The organism is Candidatus Babeliales bacterium (genome assembly GCA_035288105.1).
Classification (GTDB): domain Bacteria; phylum Babelota; class Babeliae; order Babelales; family Vermiphilaceae; genus SOIL31.
On sequence record DATEAY010000034.1, the window covers coordinates 1 to 16,429 of the forward strand.

At 36.0% G+C, this 16,429-nt stretch carries 13 protein-coding genes; 7 read left to right on the top strand and 6 right to left on the bottom strand.

Annotated elements, in window-relative coordinates:
* Window positions 1-466 precede the first annotated feature (466 nt).
* From VJJ26_01720 to ruvX, 3 genes are all read right to left on the bottom strand, one after another.
* Complete coding sequence (locus tag VJJ26_01720) at window positions 467-1,126, bottom strand: hypothetical protein (GenBank protein HLC06883.1); 660 nt, start codon at window positions 1,124-1,126, stop codon at window positions 467-469.
* Window positions 1,127-1,240: 114 nt separating this feature from the next.
* Window positions 1,241-2,074, bottom strand: a complete 834-nt coding sequence (tsaB, locus tag VJJ26_01725; protein ID HLC06884.1) for a tRNA (adenosine(37)-N6)-threonylcarbamoyltransferase complex dimerization subunit type 1 TsaB — start codon at window positions 2,072-2,074, stop codon at window positions 1,241-1,243.
* A gap of 477 nt (window positions 2,075-2,551) precedes the next feature.
* Window positions 2,552-2,995, bottom strand: a complete 444-nt coding sequence (gene ruvX, locus VJJ26_01730) for a Holliday junction resolvase RuvX (GenBank protein HLC06885.1) — start codon at window positions 2,993-2,995, stop codon at window positions 2,552-2,554.
* A gap of 85 nt (window positions 2,996-3,080) precedes the next feature.
* On the opposite strand from ruvX, the gene VJJ26_01735 reads away from it, so the two are divergent.
* The 6 genes from VJJ26_01735 (at window position 3,081) to VJJ26_01760 (ending at window position 8,555) form a co-directional block, all read left to right on the top strand.
* Complete coding sequence (locus VJJ26_01735) at window positions 3,081-4,418, top strand: amino acid carrier protein (protein ID HLC06886.1); 1,338 nt, start codon at window positions 3,081-3,083, stop codon at window positions 4,416-4,418.
* Between the two features lie 10 nt (window positions 4,419-4,428).
* Window positions 4,429-5,862 (top strand): UDP-N-acetylmuramoyl-L-alanyl-D-glutamate--2,6-diaminopimelate ligase, encoded by a 1,434-nt coding sequence (locus tag VJJ26_01740; GenBank protein ID HLC06887.1) that lies wholly within the window; start codon window positions 4,429-4,431, stop codon window positions 5,860-5,862.
* A 24-nt stretch (window positions 5,863-5,886) separates the two neighbouring features.
* Window positions 5,887-6,138: a hypothetical protein gene (locus VJJ26_01745; protein HLC06888.1), complete on the top strand. Its 252-nt coding sequence runs from the start codon at window positions 5,887-5,889 to the stop codon at window positions 6,136-6,138.
* A 76-nt stretch (window positions 6,139-6,214) separates the two neighbouring features.
* On the top strand, window positions 6,215-7,225 hold the full coding sequence (locus VJJ26_01750) for a polymorphic toxin-type HINT domain-containing protein (protein ID HLC06889.1): 1,011 nt from the start codon (window positions 6,215-6,217) through the stop codon (window positions 7,223-7,225).
* Between the two features lie 12 nt (window positions 7,226-7,237).
* A complete protein-coding gene (locus VJJ26_01755; protein HLC06890.1) occupies window positions 7,238-7,897 on the top strand; it encodes a hypothetical protein in 660 nt (219 codons plus the stop codon).
* Complete coding sequence (locus VJJ26_01760) at window positions 7,833-8,555, top strand: hypothetical protein (protein ID HLC06891.1); 723 nt, start codon at window positions 7,833-7,835, stop codon at window positions 8,553-8,555. The genes VJJ26_01755 and VJJ26_01760 overlap by 65 nt, the downstream gene beginning before the upstream one ends.
* Before the next feature lie 49 nt (window positions 8,556-8,604).
* On the opposite strand, the gene VJJ26_01765 is transcribed toward VJJ26_01760, so the two are convergent.
* Complete coding sequence (locus tag VJJ26_01765) at window positions 8,605-11,289, bottom strand: ankyrin repeat domain-containing protein (GenBank protein ID HLC06892.1); 2,685 nt, start codon at window positions 11,287-11,289, stop codon at window positions 8,605-8,607.
* A 78-nt stretch (window positions 11,290-11,367) separates the two neighbouring features.
* On the opposite strand from VJJ26_01765, the gene VJJ26_01770 reads away from it, so the two are divergent.
* On the top strand, window positions 11,368-12,588 hold the full coding sequence (locus VJJ26_01770; GenBank protein HLC06893.1) for a DUF1343 domain-containing protein: 1,221 nt from the start codon (window positions 11,368-11,370) through the stop codon (window positions 12,586-12,588).
* On the opposite strand, the gene VJJ26_01775 is transcribed toward VJJ26_01770, so the two are convergent.
* Both VJJ26_01775 and VJJ26_01780 read right to left on the bottom strand, forming a co-directional pair.
* Window positions 12,585-13,757, bottom strand: coding sequence for a hypothetical protein (locus VJJ26_01775; GenBank protein HLC06894.1), 1,173 nt, complete (start codon window positions 13,755-13,757; stop codon window positions 12,585-12,587). The genes VJJ26_01770 and VJJ26_01775 overlap by 4 nt on opposite strands.
* Window positions 13,758-13,791: 34 nt before the next feature.
* Window positions 13,792-16,176: a hypothetical protein gene (locus tag VJJ26_01780; GenBank protein HLC06895.1), complete on the bottom strand. Its 2,385-nt coding sequence runs from the start codon at window positions 16,174-16,176 to the stop codon at window positions 13,792-13,794.
* Window positions 16,177-16,429: the final 253 nt, after the last annotated feature.

Below are 16,429 nucleotides of genomic sequence, written 5' to 3' on the forward strand. Positions count from 1 at the left end.
CGGTCGGGCACCCATTTAAGAAGGATATGCTTTCAATTTCATTTTCCTATCGCGCTCACCTGAACTTGTTGAAGGGTCAAGCGCTTCTTTTTTAATTAAGATTAGTAAGATAAGATTAATCCCCAACTTGGCGTTGGGTACCCCACTTTAGTTTCACTAAAGTGTTTTTTTCGCGGTGGGGTTCTTATCCAACCCCCCGCACCCCCAGATACAAACATCCTGTTTGACCTCTTGCAGCGCGAATTCAGACCACAGTCTGCTCACAAAGCTTCGCAGCCTAAATCATCATACGCGCCTCATGGGACTTTTTATAAAATAACAAAAACCTGGGTCATTTCTTTGCGCTCACCCTGAACTTGCTGTGTCCTCCGTAGATTTATATGCGTAGGAGGATTGAAGGGTCAAGCGCCTAAAAAAAACCAACCGTAGTAAAACGATTGGTTTTTCATTATTAAAAAAATTAATTTTATCTTGTAAGTTTTGACGGTACAGGTTCTTGTTTTAGAAATTCTGCATACACATCACACATGCATCTTCCTTTTGTTCCATCGGGATTTTTTCTACCAGCTTCTCGTGTTCCACCAATGAAAAAACCGGTTTCCTCTGCATTTTGTGCTGGACACCATAAACCGCCTTTTGCATGTTTCCACCATAACATTCCCTCCATGTCGGAAATACTGTCTAACAGTTTTTCGCGCGCATCTTCATTGGCAACGGTGCCTATATTTTCAAATGTTTCTGGAGAAAACCAGCCGGCTTCATGATAAATTACTAGTCCGACCTTGCTAAATTCAGGATTGTTCTCAGCATGTTCTGATATCATGCGATAACAAGGTTTGTTGTCTTCGTCAGTACCATAATAGATTCGTGCATTATACATATTTCGCGGGCGACCTTTAAGGTCACCTCTTCGTGTTTGATCTTTATCATGAAAGATAATAGAAGGAGTTGTGGGTGTTTTTGTTTTGTCGCGAGGTCCTTCTTCAGCTTGCTGTCGACGTAATTCTGCCAGCAATTCAGGTCGAAGTTGTCTTGTGTTATTGTTTGACTCTGCTGATATGAAAGCGGTATTTACTATAAGACCAGTAAGAACTACGGCTACAAATGATAAATTTTTTATATTCATGAACAAACCCCTTCTGGTTAACATTATTACGATTATATATTATTGTAGCATGCGGCAGCTTTTTTATCAAACGGGGCGATTAAATGGTGCTATTAGATCAGTAAGAGGGATTTTTTATAAAAGTTCTACCGGGTGCTTTTTCAAATGCAGCGGCATAAGATAGTTGTTTGTAAAATTGTTTTTTTCAAACATTTCTAAGCCAATTTTACCAATTTGTTCAACTGAACACATATTTTTACCATCTTGGTTCAAGATGGCTTTTTCACCAAGTGTAGATTTGATCTGTTCTTGATGGAGCATAACGCCGTTGCCAAAAAAATTTATTTTTTGATGAGGAATTTGTTTTTTGAGGTCTTCAAGGAAAGCATCTATTTTTTTATATCCCGTAGCAATAATCAAATCTTTTGCGCTCATTCTGAACTTGTTGCAGAATAAAGCGCTTGGTCCTTCAACAGGTTCAGGACGAGCGCGGGAAGAGTCTGAATTTATTGAGTAAACATCATGATGAGCAATTAAATAATACACTTCATCATTAAACGCGTTTAACAAGACAACAGTGTGCTCATAAGACTTGTCATAAAATTCTAAAAATGTTGCGTTCAAGCCATCAATACCAATGAGAGGGATTTCGGTTGCGCAGTGTAAACCGTTTACGCTTGCAATGATTGATCGCAGGGTAGAAAACGGACCGGGGCCACAGTTGACTGCGCAAAAAGAAAGATCAGAAATAGTCAGATTATTTCTAATCAATAATTGTTCGAGCAGAGGAATAAATAATTTACTCGCATGGCGCTTATCTTCGCTCACCTGATCATGCAGGGTATTGTTAATAAAAAGCGCCATTTCAAAAACTTCATACGTATTTTGAATTGCTATATATGAATGCATACTATCTTTAGTTGCGGTTTTTACATTTTTGCTGCTGGTAAAAAAGACTAAAAGAATCATATTCAATAGTCTTTTCTTTCTTAAGTACTATTTTACCACAATTTAAACATTTCCACCCCTCAAAATTGAGCGGATGATCAAAAAACGTTTGAAGGACCAATAATCCATCACACTTTTGACACTTCATACAACTACCCCTTTTTTAGCCCCATTCTCCATTATATTTCGACTGGGGACCCCACCAAAGAACTTTTGTGGGGCATACAATCGTAATATTTGTGATATGAGCTATAGCTAATACAATACAATCGTAATAACGATAGTGCTGATGCGCTTGCGAAGTTGTGTTCCTTTTTACTAGTCAACCTAGAATATAATTGTACTTCTTGTCAATCAAGACATTATTGGGCGATAATTTTCTGTTTGGGACGGAGAGTATGTTTTTTTGTTGCTTTTAATTTTTTTTTAACCGTTCGCCCTGAGTGTTTTTGTCCTCAAAAAAGTATCGAAGGGTAGTCATATTAATCCCAAGCTTCATTATTCTTCGTCGGGGTCCCCAACGGAGTCGTCGTAGTTGGGGTTAAAAAATCGTTTGTATTCAAGATAGGTGCTCAAAAAGATTGCAGCTGCAATTGCGTGTGAGCGTAATTTGTCTTCTTTTGTTTTGGTTGATTTTATTCCAGCGGCTTGTTTACTTGTCAGGCGTTCATCCCACATTTTCCATTCAATGTTTGGAAAATGGTTTTTGAGTTCTTCAGTCATAGCAATTATTTTTTTTGTTTGATCGCTTTCCGTGCCGCGCAATGTTATTGGAAGGCCAACAATAATTGTTGAAATGCGTTCTTTTTCAATTGTTTTTTCTAGAAGTGTGTATAGTTCAGCGGTTTTGAATGTATCATAAGGTCGCGGTAAAATACCGAGTGGATCGGAGATTGCAACTCCTGTCCAGCGATCGCCAATGTCGAGAGCAAGAATTTTCATTATTTTGCGCCTTATCCAAATATTAAAATTTAAGTATACTGGTTCTGCTGGTATTGTAAAAAATTAATTTTAGTGAAGGGTCCTTATGGATTTTGTATTATTGATAAATCAAATTTGTGACTTTATTTGTGGATGGCCACTGCTGATTTATGTTGGTGTTATTAGCATTATCTATACAGTTGCGCTGCGAGGCATGCAATTTACCTATCTTGGAACTGCGCTTAAAGCAACGCTTTTCCCTTCGCAAAAGGAACAACAACAAGAAGGAGGAATGTCTCCTTTTAATGCGTTTATGAATACCATCAATTCAAACTTAGGAAATGGTGTTATTGCCGGTGTTGCAACAGCTATTTATTCTGGTGGGCCGGGTGCAGCATTTTGGTTTGTTGTTTTTGGATTAATTTTAATGACAGTTCGTTTTGGTGAAGTTTATTTGAGTTCACTCTATGCAGCGGAGGCTACAGAAAAAACTACTCTTGGTGGGCCAATGCTGTATCTAAAAAAAGTTCCAGGTGGAGCATATCTTCCTTATATATACGCACTTTTCTGTGTTATATATGGCTTGATTGGTGGTAATATTATTCAATCAAACTCAATGGCTATAAGTCTTTCTGCTACATGGGGCATTGCACCAATAGTAAGCGGTCTTGGTCTTTTGGTATTTGTTTTATATATTCTTTTTGGTGGAGCTGAGCGAATTGCAAAGATATCGTTGAGTATTGTTCCGGTAAAAGTTGTTGTCTTTATGTTTTCTTCTCTCACCGTTTTAATTTTTCACTATAAATCTCTTCTGCCTGCCTTAACTCTTATTGTAAAAGGTGGTTTAGGCGTACAATCATTTGTAGGTGGTATTGTTGGTTTTTCTTTTCAACAAATGATTGCAGCAGGGATGTCACGTTCTATTTTTGCTACTGAATCAGGTCTTGGTTCTGCTGCTATTATGTTTGGTTCTACTGGTAAAGGTAATGCAATACAAAATGGCTTTATGGGTATGATAAGTACATTTATTAGTACATGCATTGGACTTATTGTAGCATTATGCATTGTTGCTTCTGGTGTATGGAACAGTGGACTTAACAGTACTGCATTGACTATTGCTTCATTCGAAACAGTTTTTGGCATATATGGTGGATGGATTGTTAGTTTTCTTGCCGTAAGTTTTGGTTTTGGCGTTATGGTTTCTTATGCCTATGTTGTCAGATCTGCATGGATGTTTTTAACCAATAATCGTTTTCCAATGCTATTTACTGCTGCATACAGTTTATGTGCATTAGCAGGTGCTGTGGCTGCGGTTGATTTTGTGTGGGATTTAGCGGGTATTATTATTGCGATGATGCTCTTTATTAACATGTATGGTCTGTTGGTATTGTTGCCAAAGGCAAAAGAAAATTTGCCTAACCAACTTCGTAATTACAAAGCATAGAATTATTTTTATGAATGTACCAATTTCTATGCCAAGTACATTTCCCGTAACATGTCACACAGATTTTGTGGGAAAAGATTCCATTTTTGTTGCTATCGAAGGATATGCGGATAATGGCGTCAATTACATAAAAAAAGCGATTGAAAAAGGTGCACGTACGATTGTTGTGCACCATAATACTTTTTTAGATGATGAGTTACGCATTTTTATGTGCGCACATGATGTTGTTGTTGAACGTGTTGATAACACAAGAAAAGCTCTTGCGCAATTAAGTGCACAAGCAGCGAATTTTCCCGCACAAAAATTAAAAATTGTTGGCATTACTGGGACAAAAGGAAAAACAACAACATCTTTTTTGCTTGCGCATATGTTGCACAGTGCTGGATACAAAACAGCGCTCATCAGTTCTGCTCAAAATCGTATTAATGGTAATACCTTTCTTGCGCCGTTAACAACGCCACAGCCAGATTATTTGCAACAGTTTTTAAAATTGTGTGTAGATAATGCTGTTGATTATGTAGTGATGGAGGTTGCAGCGCAAGCTCTTACGCTTCATCGAGTTGAGGGAATTACGTTTTGTGGTATTATTTTTACTAATTTTTCTCATGAGCATTTAGAGTTTTATCGAGATTTAGAAGAATATTTCCGTGCAAAATGCTTAATTTTTGACATGGCAGCAGAGCATGCACCATTATTGATTAATCGAGATAATAAACAGTGTGCACAGTTATTGATGCACAATTCATCAGTGGCGAGTTTTGGTTTTGGGGATGATTGCAGTGGATATCGTGGTGAACTGATTGCTGATACTATTTCTACCATTGCGCTGCGAGTACATTATCAAGGCTGTGGTAATGATTTTATATGTTCTTCACTTTTTGGTACATATAACGCGTATAATGTTTTGGCTGCGACAAGTATGGCCATAGCGATGCAGATACAACCGCAAGAAATTAGTGGAGCATTGCATACATTTAGTGGTGTACCGGGAAGATTGCAGGAGCATATTTTGACCAATGGAGCGCGATGTTTTATTGATTATGCACATAACCCAGAATCATTCCAGGCAGTTTTATCAACGTTGCGTGCATTAACATCGCAACTGATTGTTGTTTTTGGTGCTGGTGGTGGTAGAGATAAGTCAAAAAGACCAATGATGGGAGTTATTGCTACAAATATTGCTGATATTCTAGTGATAACATCCGATAATCCACGCTTAGAAGATGCGGCAGTTATTGCAGGTGATATTGTTCGCGATATTCCAACAGCAATGAAGCATAAAATAGTACAAGAACTTGATCGAAAAAAGGCAATAGAGTGCGCTTATTTTTTATCAAATCAAGGTTCGATTATTGCGCTTTTAGGCAAAGGTCCAGATGAATATCAAATTATCGGAACAACAAAACATTATTTTAGTGAACAAAGCATAGTTGAACAATTATAATTCTTATTCTTCAAAGGGAATCGCATGAAAAAGATAGCAGTTTTTGTTTCTCTGTTAAGTGGTGTATGCATAGTGAATGCAATGGATGAAAGTCTTGCGCAAGTGAAAAAGAACAACACAATTCCTTGTGTTTCATCTTATTCTTATGGAGCTCCGGTTCCTCCTTCTCCGGAAGATTATGAAGGTTATCTGAGAGCGAAGCTTCAAGTGAAGCGCAATCAGACACAAAAATCCAAGCCGCCACATGCTGAAAAAGAAGAATGGCTTGTTCCTTGAGTGATCTGAGCAAAAAAGAGAACTTATAAAAAAGAGCTGCAGAATTTCTGTGGCTCTTTTTTTAATGGAGAAAAGAATGAAGCGACTTATGGTTTTATTGAGTATGTGTTTATTGTTTGTAGGACAGTTCCAGGCAGAAGGTTTTGTTGCGGGGATTGTTATACATACTCAACAAGGAGATGTACCAATTGAACAGTTGTGCAATGGCGAATGCGTTATTTTCAATGACGGCAATAAATTCCTATCATATGAAATAGCAGATGTAACATCAAACATAGTTGATTATTGCATTAAAATTACAGCACAAGATGTTGTTGTATGTGTTGCGCCAGATCAGAAATTGTATGTGCTTGGTAAAAATTGGGTACGTGCAGATGAACTGATCTTATCAGATATGTTGTTGTGTTCGAATAAAAAAGTGTTATCGCTGAATGCAATTAATGTTATTCATGAACAATGTAAAATGTATGCGCTTTCTGTGCAAGAGAGTCATTTATATTGCGTAACGCCATACGGCATTATTGTGCATAATGCCGAGCCAATTGGGACAACAGTTGTAACTACACTTGCTTTCATATGTCCTCCTGCAGCAGCAGCGGTTGCCATTGGAGAGATATTAGCTTTAGGAGCAATAGGTTTTGGTGCGTATCTTATACATAAAAAATCAAAACAAGAAAATCAACAAAACAGGTATCCTATAAATACAGGAGACCCTGGGAATTGTCCTTACGGAGGAAAGCCGCCTAAGCATGAAGATGATAAAGATGAGCATCCTAACGGTATTTACGAAGATGCTGGTTATCATCATTTTAATAGTTATGGCAAAAAAAGTCCGTGTCCAAATAATGGGCAGAAATGCTTGGATAAATCTTTTCCGATTGGTAAAAAAATTACGGGGCGTATTAGTATAGAAGATGGAAAATTTGTTGTTTTAAGACAAAGTGCTACAGGAAAATTCCATGGATATGTTATCGATTCTTGGAAAGAATTATGTGATCAAGGATCAAAAACACAATTGATTAGAAATGCTTTTCAAAAGCATGGACTGGTCAATAAGGCAGGAAAAATTATTAAAAACATTATATAAAGAGTAAAAGAAATGAAAATGAACATCAATGAAGTGATATTTTTAATAAACGAAAAAGAAAAAATAGTTCTCAGATCGCAGGATCCATTGGATGAAATAAGTTGTTGCTATGACGCATTGATTTCATTGGTGCAGGAAAAGCGAACAATTTTATTATCTGATGACGATATTATTCAAAATATGAGAATTTTTGCTCTTTTATTAAAAGAAGCCCTAGGCCATTCTTTATTGTTAGATTCATCTTTGGATGATATTGGTTTTGTATATAACCAATTCTGTCGTTTTTTATGGTCAGAAGATGAATTATCGGCTACAGATAATTTTTTTTATGAAGATGGAGATAAAAATAAAGATTGGATCGGTATGCGATATCATTTATGGGCTGGTGGAAATAATGTAACGTGGCTCTATAACGATAAAAATGGAGCGATCATTTTGGAAGTTACACCGTTTTATCCTTACTTGCATGTTGACCCAAATGAAGAGCTCAATTATATTCCCTATGAAGAATGGATTAAAGATTACAAGCCTTATTTTACAACAACGATATCAAAAGAAATGGCTGAGCAATGGTTAGCGCAAGCAGATAGCATTGTGAAGCAAATAAATGACAATGTTGAGAGATGGGAAAAAGAAGAAAAGAGCAAGGAAAAAGCTGATGCATCCGCATGATATTATTTTTAGATTAAGTAATACGGAAAGATTAGTAGTAGATTTGGAAATGCCTTTTGAAACATTGCCTTGCTTTTGTCAGATTACGATTAGTTTTTATGATGGATTCAGAGAATACATTTTAAATCTTCATGACCACTTAGAAGATGGCATTCGGAAATTTAGGGATATTCTTGAGAAAAGTTTAAAAGGTGAGATGCGTTTGCATAAATCTTTAACGAATGATTTAGGGTATTTGCATAATGAGTGTTTAAAATATGCATTGAATACTGATGACGAAACTTGGCAGTTAAATCCAAATTTAACCTATGATGAAGATGAAATATGGATAGGCTATAATTATCAACTATGGGCGTGTGGGCAGTGGGCTGCATGGATGTATAATAATGAAAACGGAGAAATTATTTTTGAAATAACGCCGCGGTATCCAGGTTTTTGCGTTGAAGAAGGGGAACTTGTTGCTATGCCTGCATATGAAAAATGGATGGAATCATATCATTTTGCAATTCTTAGAGTTATTTCTAGAGAAATTGCTCAAAAATGGCTTACACAGGCGGATGGAATGCTAGATCATATAAAAGAAGAATTTAATAGGAAATCTCAAGAAAATGGTGATAGTGAAAAAATGATTTATGAAGATTGTCCACGAAATAAATAGAGATGTAAAAAAGAAAGCCCCAGAAATTGGGGCTTCTTCTTTTTTTGTATTATTTTTGCGCTAAAATTATTTTTATTATTTTTTCATTAAGCTTACGTTCAGTTTTGCATATAGGGCAGCAACCGGATTGGTTATTTTTGGTGTTTTCTTCAATACATCGATTAAGACATGCTTTGCAAATACGTTCACTGCCTATTTTGCAACAATCAGAAGGTACTGGAGTAACCCCTGCTGTTTCTGTACAAACTTTATCCAAGTTAATATAACATTCCCCTTGTTCTTTTTGCGTAAATTGTCCTATTGTTTGCCAGCAAGCAGGGCATTGTCCTTTATATTGTTTGAGGCATTTAGCACAAATATCTGCACATTTTTTCTTACATTGTACGCATGGTAATGGTTTGCTGTGAGTATTTTCTCCACACGCAGCACATTTTCCTTTTTGAGGTGCATTTGGTGCCATTTCCATAGGAGGAGCGGATGCTTTTAGATCAGCTGGTATAAATTGTCCTTCTAAAGCATGATTATGTTTTTGTTGGCGAGCACGTTCTTGATCCGCTAAAACTTTTGCTGCTGCATGAGCTTTAAGTGCCTTGTCTTGCGCAGAGAATGCTTCAAGTTTATCTTTTTCTTCACGATATTTTTTCAATTCAGCATCTTGTTGTGCAACTAACGTTTCCTGCTTTTGTTTTAATTCTGCATTTTTTTCTGCAAGTATACGTCTATTATTCTCTTCTTCAATACGCTTATTTTCTGCACGAACTTGTTCTAATCTAATGTGCGCTTGAACACGTGCTACAGCTTCATCATCAGCGCGTTTTTTTGCTGCAATGCGATCAAGTTCTTGTTGCTGTTGTTTTAAAAGGTGTCCTACTGCTTGTGCTGCCATACGCTCGTCTTCTTCTTTTTTAAGAAGATTTAATAGTATTTTATTGCTGTTTATTTCTTGGTTTACACATTCTTCATAGTGATGCGCGATTTCCTTTTTTTGTGCTTCCGTCATAACATACAGCTCTTCTTCTGAATAATGACGGTTGAGGACTGTTGGTATGTACGAAACTATTACACCTTTTTGACGCAAGAGATCTTTAACTTGATGATTTTTGCTGACAAAATCTCTGTGTTCCATACCTTTACCTGGAATTAGCTTGTCTGTACTTCTCCGTTGAGTATCTTTGTTTTCTAGAGCGATGCGTAGGGCATAGTTATTATTTGCGTAAGCAATACTCATTGCTCTTTTGAAATCTCCATTGATAAATTCGTTATCTCGTAGCAGAAAATCTACTAATTGAATGTTTCCATGGTGTGCTGCATATAAAAATGGAGTTTCGTTGTTTTTGTTAATCTGCAAGAGCATGCGCGAATCATAGTCTATCGCATTACGCAATGCAGTAAGAGATTCTGTTAATACAGCTGTATGAGCAGGAGTATTGCCATCTTGGGTTATTAAAGACGCTCCATGTTCAATAAATAACTGTGCAACAGCTGATTGTCCGCAATGTATTGCAACAAACAGAGGAGAATTACCGTTTTTATCGGTATCAACGACCATTCTTTTATCGTGATTAAGAATAATTCGTGCGCCAATAAGATCGCCATTTTTTGCTGTTTCATGAAGTGCGTTTTCGTTATTGTGATTAGTAATACGAGTATTTACTCCAATACTCATAAGTTCTCTCATAATATCGTGATTTTTATTAATTACTGAGAGCATAAAAGACGTTCGACCATTGTTATCGCGTGTATTGATATCAATAACAGGATTTGCTTTGAGGCGATTAATAAGTTTTGAATTTTTACTGAGTGCTGCAAAAATAAAAATGTCTTCACCGTTATTATTGCGTTGTTTTATGTTGGCGCCGTGTTCCAATAAAAGATTCATTTCTTTTTCTTGGTTGTGCATAGCAGCATAGAATAAGGAAGTGTTGCCTTTATCATCAGTAGTGTCAACGTCAATACCATTCTTTAGTAAATAGAGAAGAGCATTATTATTTCCCTGGTGCGCAGCGTTGTGTATTGGTCTAAGGCCGTTATATCCAGGAATATTAAGATCGACGCCTTTTCTTCTTAAAATTTCTAACATGTATGCATATTGTGTTTCTGTTGCAACAATAGCAGGGGTTTTTCCTTCATTATTTCTTTTGTGTATAAGCGCAGGGTTTTCTGCGAGCTTTTCTACCATGCGTGGCTTGTTTGTTTGTATTGCATAGTGCAGCTGAGTGTTGCCGTTTATTGTTTGTTCAATAAGTCTGTGTTTTTCCAGAAATGGTATCATTTCTGATTTATCTTTTTTGACTGGCATAAATGCAGGTGTTAGATTTTCTCTGTTAGTTGCATTTTTATCTACGTTTTTTTGTAACAAACATTCTGCTGCGTCCGTTTTCCCTTCTTCTAGTGCGCAATGCAAAGGAGTGTTGCCATCATTATTTTTTCCATTTTTATCAGGCAATGTTGGTATATATAAAAATGAATAGATCCAGTTTCCCCAATATGCGTAATCTGGTTCTGTTGTAAGCATATCTACTATGTCTGCTTGTCCTTCTTGTGCTGCAATATGTAACGGAGTGTTACCGTTATCATCTTTTTCTGCACAATTTTCGCAATTTTCAATACGCTTTCTAATGGCCTCTTTGTTGCCAGCGCGTACTTCTTGGAATATGGCAGGTGTTTCGCGAGAGATAAGTGTGTTTGAACAACATAATAATGTTGAAAGAAATAGGTGATTAAATTTTTTCATGTAGTTCCTTAATTTATTTTTGTTGATGATTAGTATAGATCAGTCCTATGCTTAAATCTATAAATAATGGGAGCCGTTATGAAAAAAGTATTGTACATAAAAATCATTTCTATTTTTTTCCTATTCGGTGGTTTTTGTGTGTACTCAAAAACCACCTTTAAACTTGGTATTGAAAATATTCCTGTGTCATTACTTAAAAAAGTCTGTCCTCATAAAAAAAAAGAAAAATGTCTTGCTGGTTTGATCACCAACCAAACAGGAGTTGATCAGAAAGGAAAGCGAACAGTCGATATTCTTACGAAACACCATATTCCAGTACAATATATTTTTGCACCGGAACATGGCTTGAACGGTATTCTTGCAGAACGTGATGTGCATGATTCTGTTGATACACAAACACACACACCAGTTATTAGTTTGTATGGCAACGGCTCAGGGAAAATGATAGCACCTGAATACATGAACGCTATTGATTTTTTGATATTTGATATTCAAGATTCTGGTATGCGTCACTACACCTATATTTCTACATTGCTCAGCACTATGAAAATTGCCCAAGAATACAACAAACCATTTGTGGTGCTTGATCGCCCCAATCCATTGGGTAGTGTTATGGAAGGTCCACTCGTAGAACCTGATCTTATTTCATTCATTTCAATTGCACCAATTCCATTGCGGCACGGCATGACTATTGGTGAATTAGCAAAGTATTTTAACAAGCATGTGTTGGAAAAACCTGCAACATTGTATGTAATCACAATGAGTGGGTATAACCGTTCACAAGGATTTGCCGGTAATTTTATACATCAATTATCACCAAATTTACAATCGCTACAATCGTGTTATGGCTATAGTTTTTTAGGATTGTTGGGAGAAATAGAACCGTTTGATGTTGGGGTTGGTACACCAATGGCCTTCCGTTGCATTACATTGCCAGAAACAATGAATGTACAGCCTGAAGTGTGGCAGAAGCTGCAAGCGTTGCTCGGTTCTTTTGGCGTAAAAAGTTTTTTGTATGATCACACTAATCCAAAAAACAATCGTACAAGCAAAGGGTTACGTTTAGAATTTGCTGATATGAGTAAAGTGCATGCATTTGAGTTGTTTATTGCGATGTTGCAGTTGTTTAAAAAAGAAGAGATACCGTTTTCTTTTTCAGCAGCGTTTAATAAAGCGGTAGGAACAAAAAGTGTGCAAGATGTGATAGCTGGAGCACTTTCTGAACAATCATTTTTTAAAAAAGTTACTCAAGATTTACAGAAGTTTCGCAAGCAAGTATCACGTTTCTTGATGTACTAAAAAAGATTTTGAATGCGATGACCCATTCTCTGTGCATCATATTTTCTCCCCTCAGCTTCTCGCTCTTCTTCTGCAGAAGGGATATTAAACATTTTTCTCACGATCAACCACATGATATCGCCAAAGCTTGGAGCAAGATTGTAGAAGTCGTACAACTTATCATATTGTTGTTTAAGCCAGACACGCAAAGGATTTGCGGGAGAAGATTCCATTGTTGGTATCTGTTCTTTCTCTTGTGGTTGCAGCTGTATTGCGGGTTGGGTTGTTGCTGTTGTTGAATCTGGTACTTGAAGTAGTTCAAGTTTTTTTTCTTGTGGTTCACTAATCTGTTTAGTTATTACAGCTGGTGGAGTTACTTGATTTGGTTGTTGACCTTCTAGTGCTGATACTGCTTGTCCGGGGCCATTAGTTGGTACTGATTCGGATAACGGGATTGGGTCATTTACAATCTTTTGAGGATGCGAAGGATCAAGGAGAGGGAACTCAGGTACAATGCTATAAATAAATTCATACGCTTGTTGAAATTCATTCCAATTTTTTAGTTGTAATGACAGTTCTTTTAAATCGCTTTGATGGTGTAGTAAAAAAGGATGATCTTTTAGTTTAATAATAGCAATGCGATCATTATCATCGAGAGTAAGTTGTGCCTGACCTTTGGGATTTAATAATTTTGCGATATTGATAATGCTGTGAATAAAAATTATTTTTAATTCGGCAAGTTCTTTTGGATTAACTGAACGTTGCCTTGGTTCTCTTAAAATAATATTTTGTTGTGCAGCAGTAAGGAGTGATTTTTTTAGAGATCTAGTAGATATGAGCTGCACTATGTGAGTGGTGTCTGACGGTGTTTGGTTTTGTAATGTTTTTATGAGAGCTTCAGTTGTATGTATGCTTTGTTCTAAATATTTGGCAATATCCCTTGATGAACTATTTTCATCAAGATCAAGAATGGATGTTGACGTTGGTGAAGGAACTATCGTTGATTTTTCTTGAGCGGTAAGAACAGGTATTTTTTTTCGTGGCGTGCCTCTAATTGTTTTTTTAGGAGGGCTTGACAGTTGTTGTCTGATTTTTTTGTCAGATTGTTTCTGCTCATCCATTCCATAAGCAGACGCAAATATTGTTAGTGTTACAATCAATAATGTGTGGGCCTGCTTACGGTTTTTCATTACTTACTCGCTTTTTTTTTATTAATTTTTTTTATTAACTTCCCGCTCCCCATCCAAACCATGAAGCAATTGTACCAAAGAAATTAGTAATACCTTGCCATACGTATGTAAATACAGCCGTGATTCTTCCAAAAATAGTTGGTGGCGTTTGTTGTTGTTCTGGAGCAACTGGCAGTTGATCTATTTCTACTGGTTCTTGTTGTCGTTGCGCCTGTGGTGGTGCTGCAGGCGTCGCTACTTGTCCTGCTGGTACGACAGGTGTAGGCACTTGATCTTGTGTTGTTGTCAATGGAATAGGTTGACCTACTGGTTGGATTGGTACTTGAGGTTGCTCATGAACAGGTATTGGTGCCTGAGATATTGTTATTGGTACAGGGAAATCAGGAATTCTCTTTCTAATTGTTTCACAAGCTTCTATAAATGTATTTTTTTGATTTTCACTTAATTGAAGTCTTGTGGAGAAGGTTTCAAAGTTGTCGATTAAAAAACCCATTAGTCTTGTAGATTTTCCAATACATCCTTGAATAAAATACAAGTCATTTTCTTGTAAATTATTAAGATTTTTTGAAATTTTTATAATACTACCCATAATGCCCATGGTGTCCATATCTTCTTGATGTTGTAGCATATCGCATGTTTTTACAATAGTTAATTTTAAGTTAATTTTGTTAATCACGTTCTCTATCTGAGATATGTCCTTTTCGGAAAAAAGTTCCATTCGTTCACTTAAAAGTTCCATATCGGCTATTAATTGTTTGATGTTTTCAAATGTGGTCTCGAGATTGTATTCGAATGGTTTGTCTGAAAGCCATTCATCCAATATTGTTTGAGCCGATATTTTTGCTATCAATTTTTTTGTTACGATCTCAGAATATGGTTTCAAAATATCATCATTCTCTGGAAAATATTTATCTATAGTCTGTAACAAGACATTTGTTGGCAGTGTAGGGATTGCTGTATCAATGTATTGTTTTCCATCAGTCTCTAATTTGTTTGTATATTGAGTCAGTAAAGCGGTTGTGAGCACATCATCGGGATACTGTATCTGCAGTTTCTTAAGTTCACTAATATTTTTAGATATTGTCTTAAAATGGTTGATATAGAATAGATCTTTTGGTTTTGGGGTTTTTAAGTCAGTAATAAGTGCATCTTGTAGCGCATCAAGCCTTTGTTGTAAAAATGGTCTATTTTGTTCAGCGACAGTTTGTTCTTGAAGTTTTGCTATTTCTTGACTGATTTGAGTTTTTTCATAAGTTAATTCAGTTCTTTGTTGTTCTAATTTTTTAGCTTGAGCAGTTTCCTGTTGTAGTAGTTGTTGTATTATGCCTTGTTGTTCCCTTATTGAGCTAACTTTTTTAGCCGCTATTTTGGCAGAAATATTTTTTAATGTTGCTTCTGCCTTTGCTTTTTGTGCTATTTCAGTAGGAGTTTTTGGCTTTTGTAGATTGACAATATATTGTTCTAAGGTTTCTTGATATTCACGTAATTCATCAATTGAATACTCACCTTCTAAAGCGAGCTTAGTTTTTAAGTTCTTTAATTTTTTTAATACTTTTTGTTTTTCAATTGCTTTTTTTTGATTATCTATTTCTTCTTCGATCTTATATTTATTGTTTAGCCAACGAGCAAATTCTTTTTGGTTGGTTGGACTTGGCTTTGTAAGAGCATGCAATGTTGTTAAGATTTTTATTTTGCTTAAAGAATTCAATTGTTTTTGTTGATTAATTTCTTGAATTATCGTTGTGATATTTTCTTTACAAAGAACCCTGAGAATATAATATATTTCACTAGTGATATAGTTTATTGCGTTAGGTTTTTTACTGCTTAAAGTAGATAGTTTTGTAAGTTCTTTTGCAAGATAATCAGCGATTTTTTTATTAGCTCCGGAATTAGCCAAAATTTCCAAAAGTGATTGAGCATCCTGAATATAGTAAGGTTGCATATCATTGTTGAGATTTATAGCTGGAAAAATAGTGGTTTGAAGTTCTTGGCATAAGTTACCAGGATTTTTCGTAAAGTAGCTGTTGTAAATTGCTTTTTTTAAATCCTGAACATTTTCTTTGGTTACTTGCTGTTCAGGGCTGGGATAAGATTCGTAGTTTAGGATTGGATCAGATATTTTAAAATAAATAGAGTTTATCAGTTTATTTGGATCTTCAATAAGAGATGTCTTTAGATTTTCTAGAGCATCAAGTGAATTGTTAGATTTAATAGATTCATTTGCATTGGTAATGAGGCTACTGATTGAGGCTGTCGTTTTTTGTTGAACAACTTTTTTGGGTGGTTGAGATGTTCCGGTTGGATGAAATGCTGATTGAGTCATCCACTCCATACTTTCAGGTTCATCCATACCCCACGCAGGGCAAAAGATCGTCACTGTGCTTATCACGATAGCGTATAATATATTACAATGTTTCATAATAAGTACTCTGTCCTCAGCCGCCATTCACTTAACTTTGAATTACCCTGTTTCTATTATACATGATTTTTATAGATAAACTGAAGAAAAGGCAAAAATAAATTATAGAATTATGCACAAATGCGGGTTGTTGATCTTATCGGTCTGGGGTAGGCATGGTCAAAATTGGTCAAAAAGGTAACAAATGGTTTTTGGATAGGCGGTACTCCAGACTTTATTTTAACAAAATTTATAGCTTTTTGGTTTGATTTTA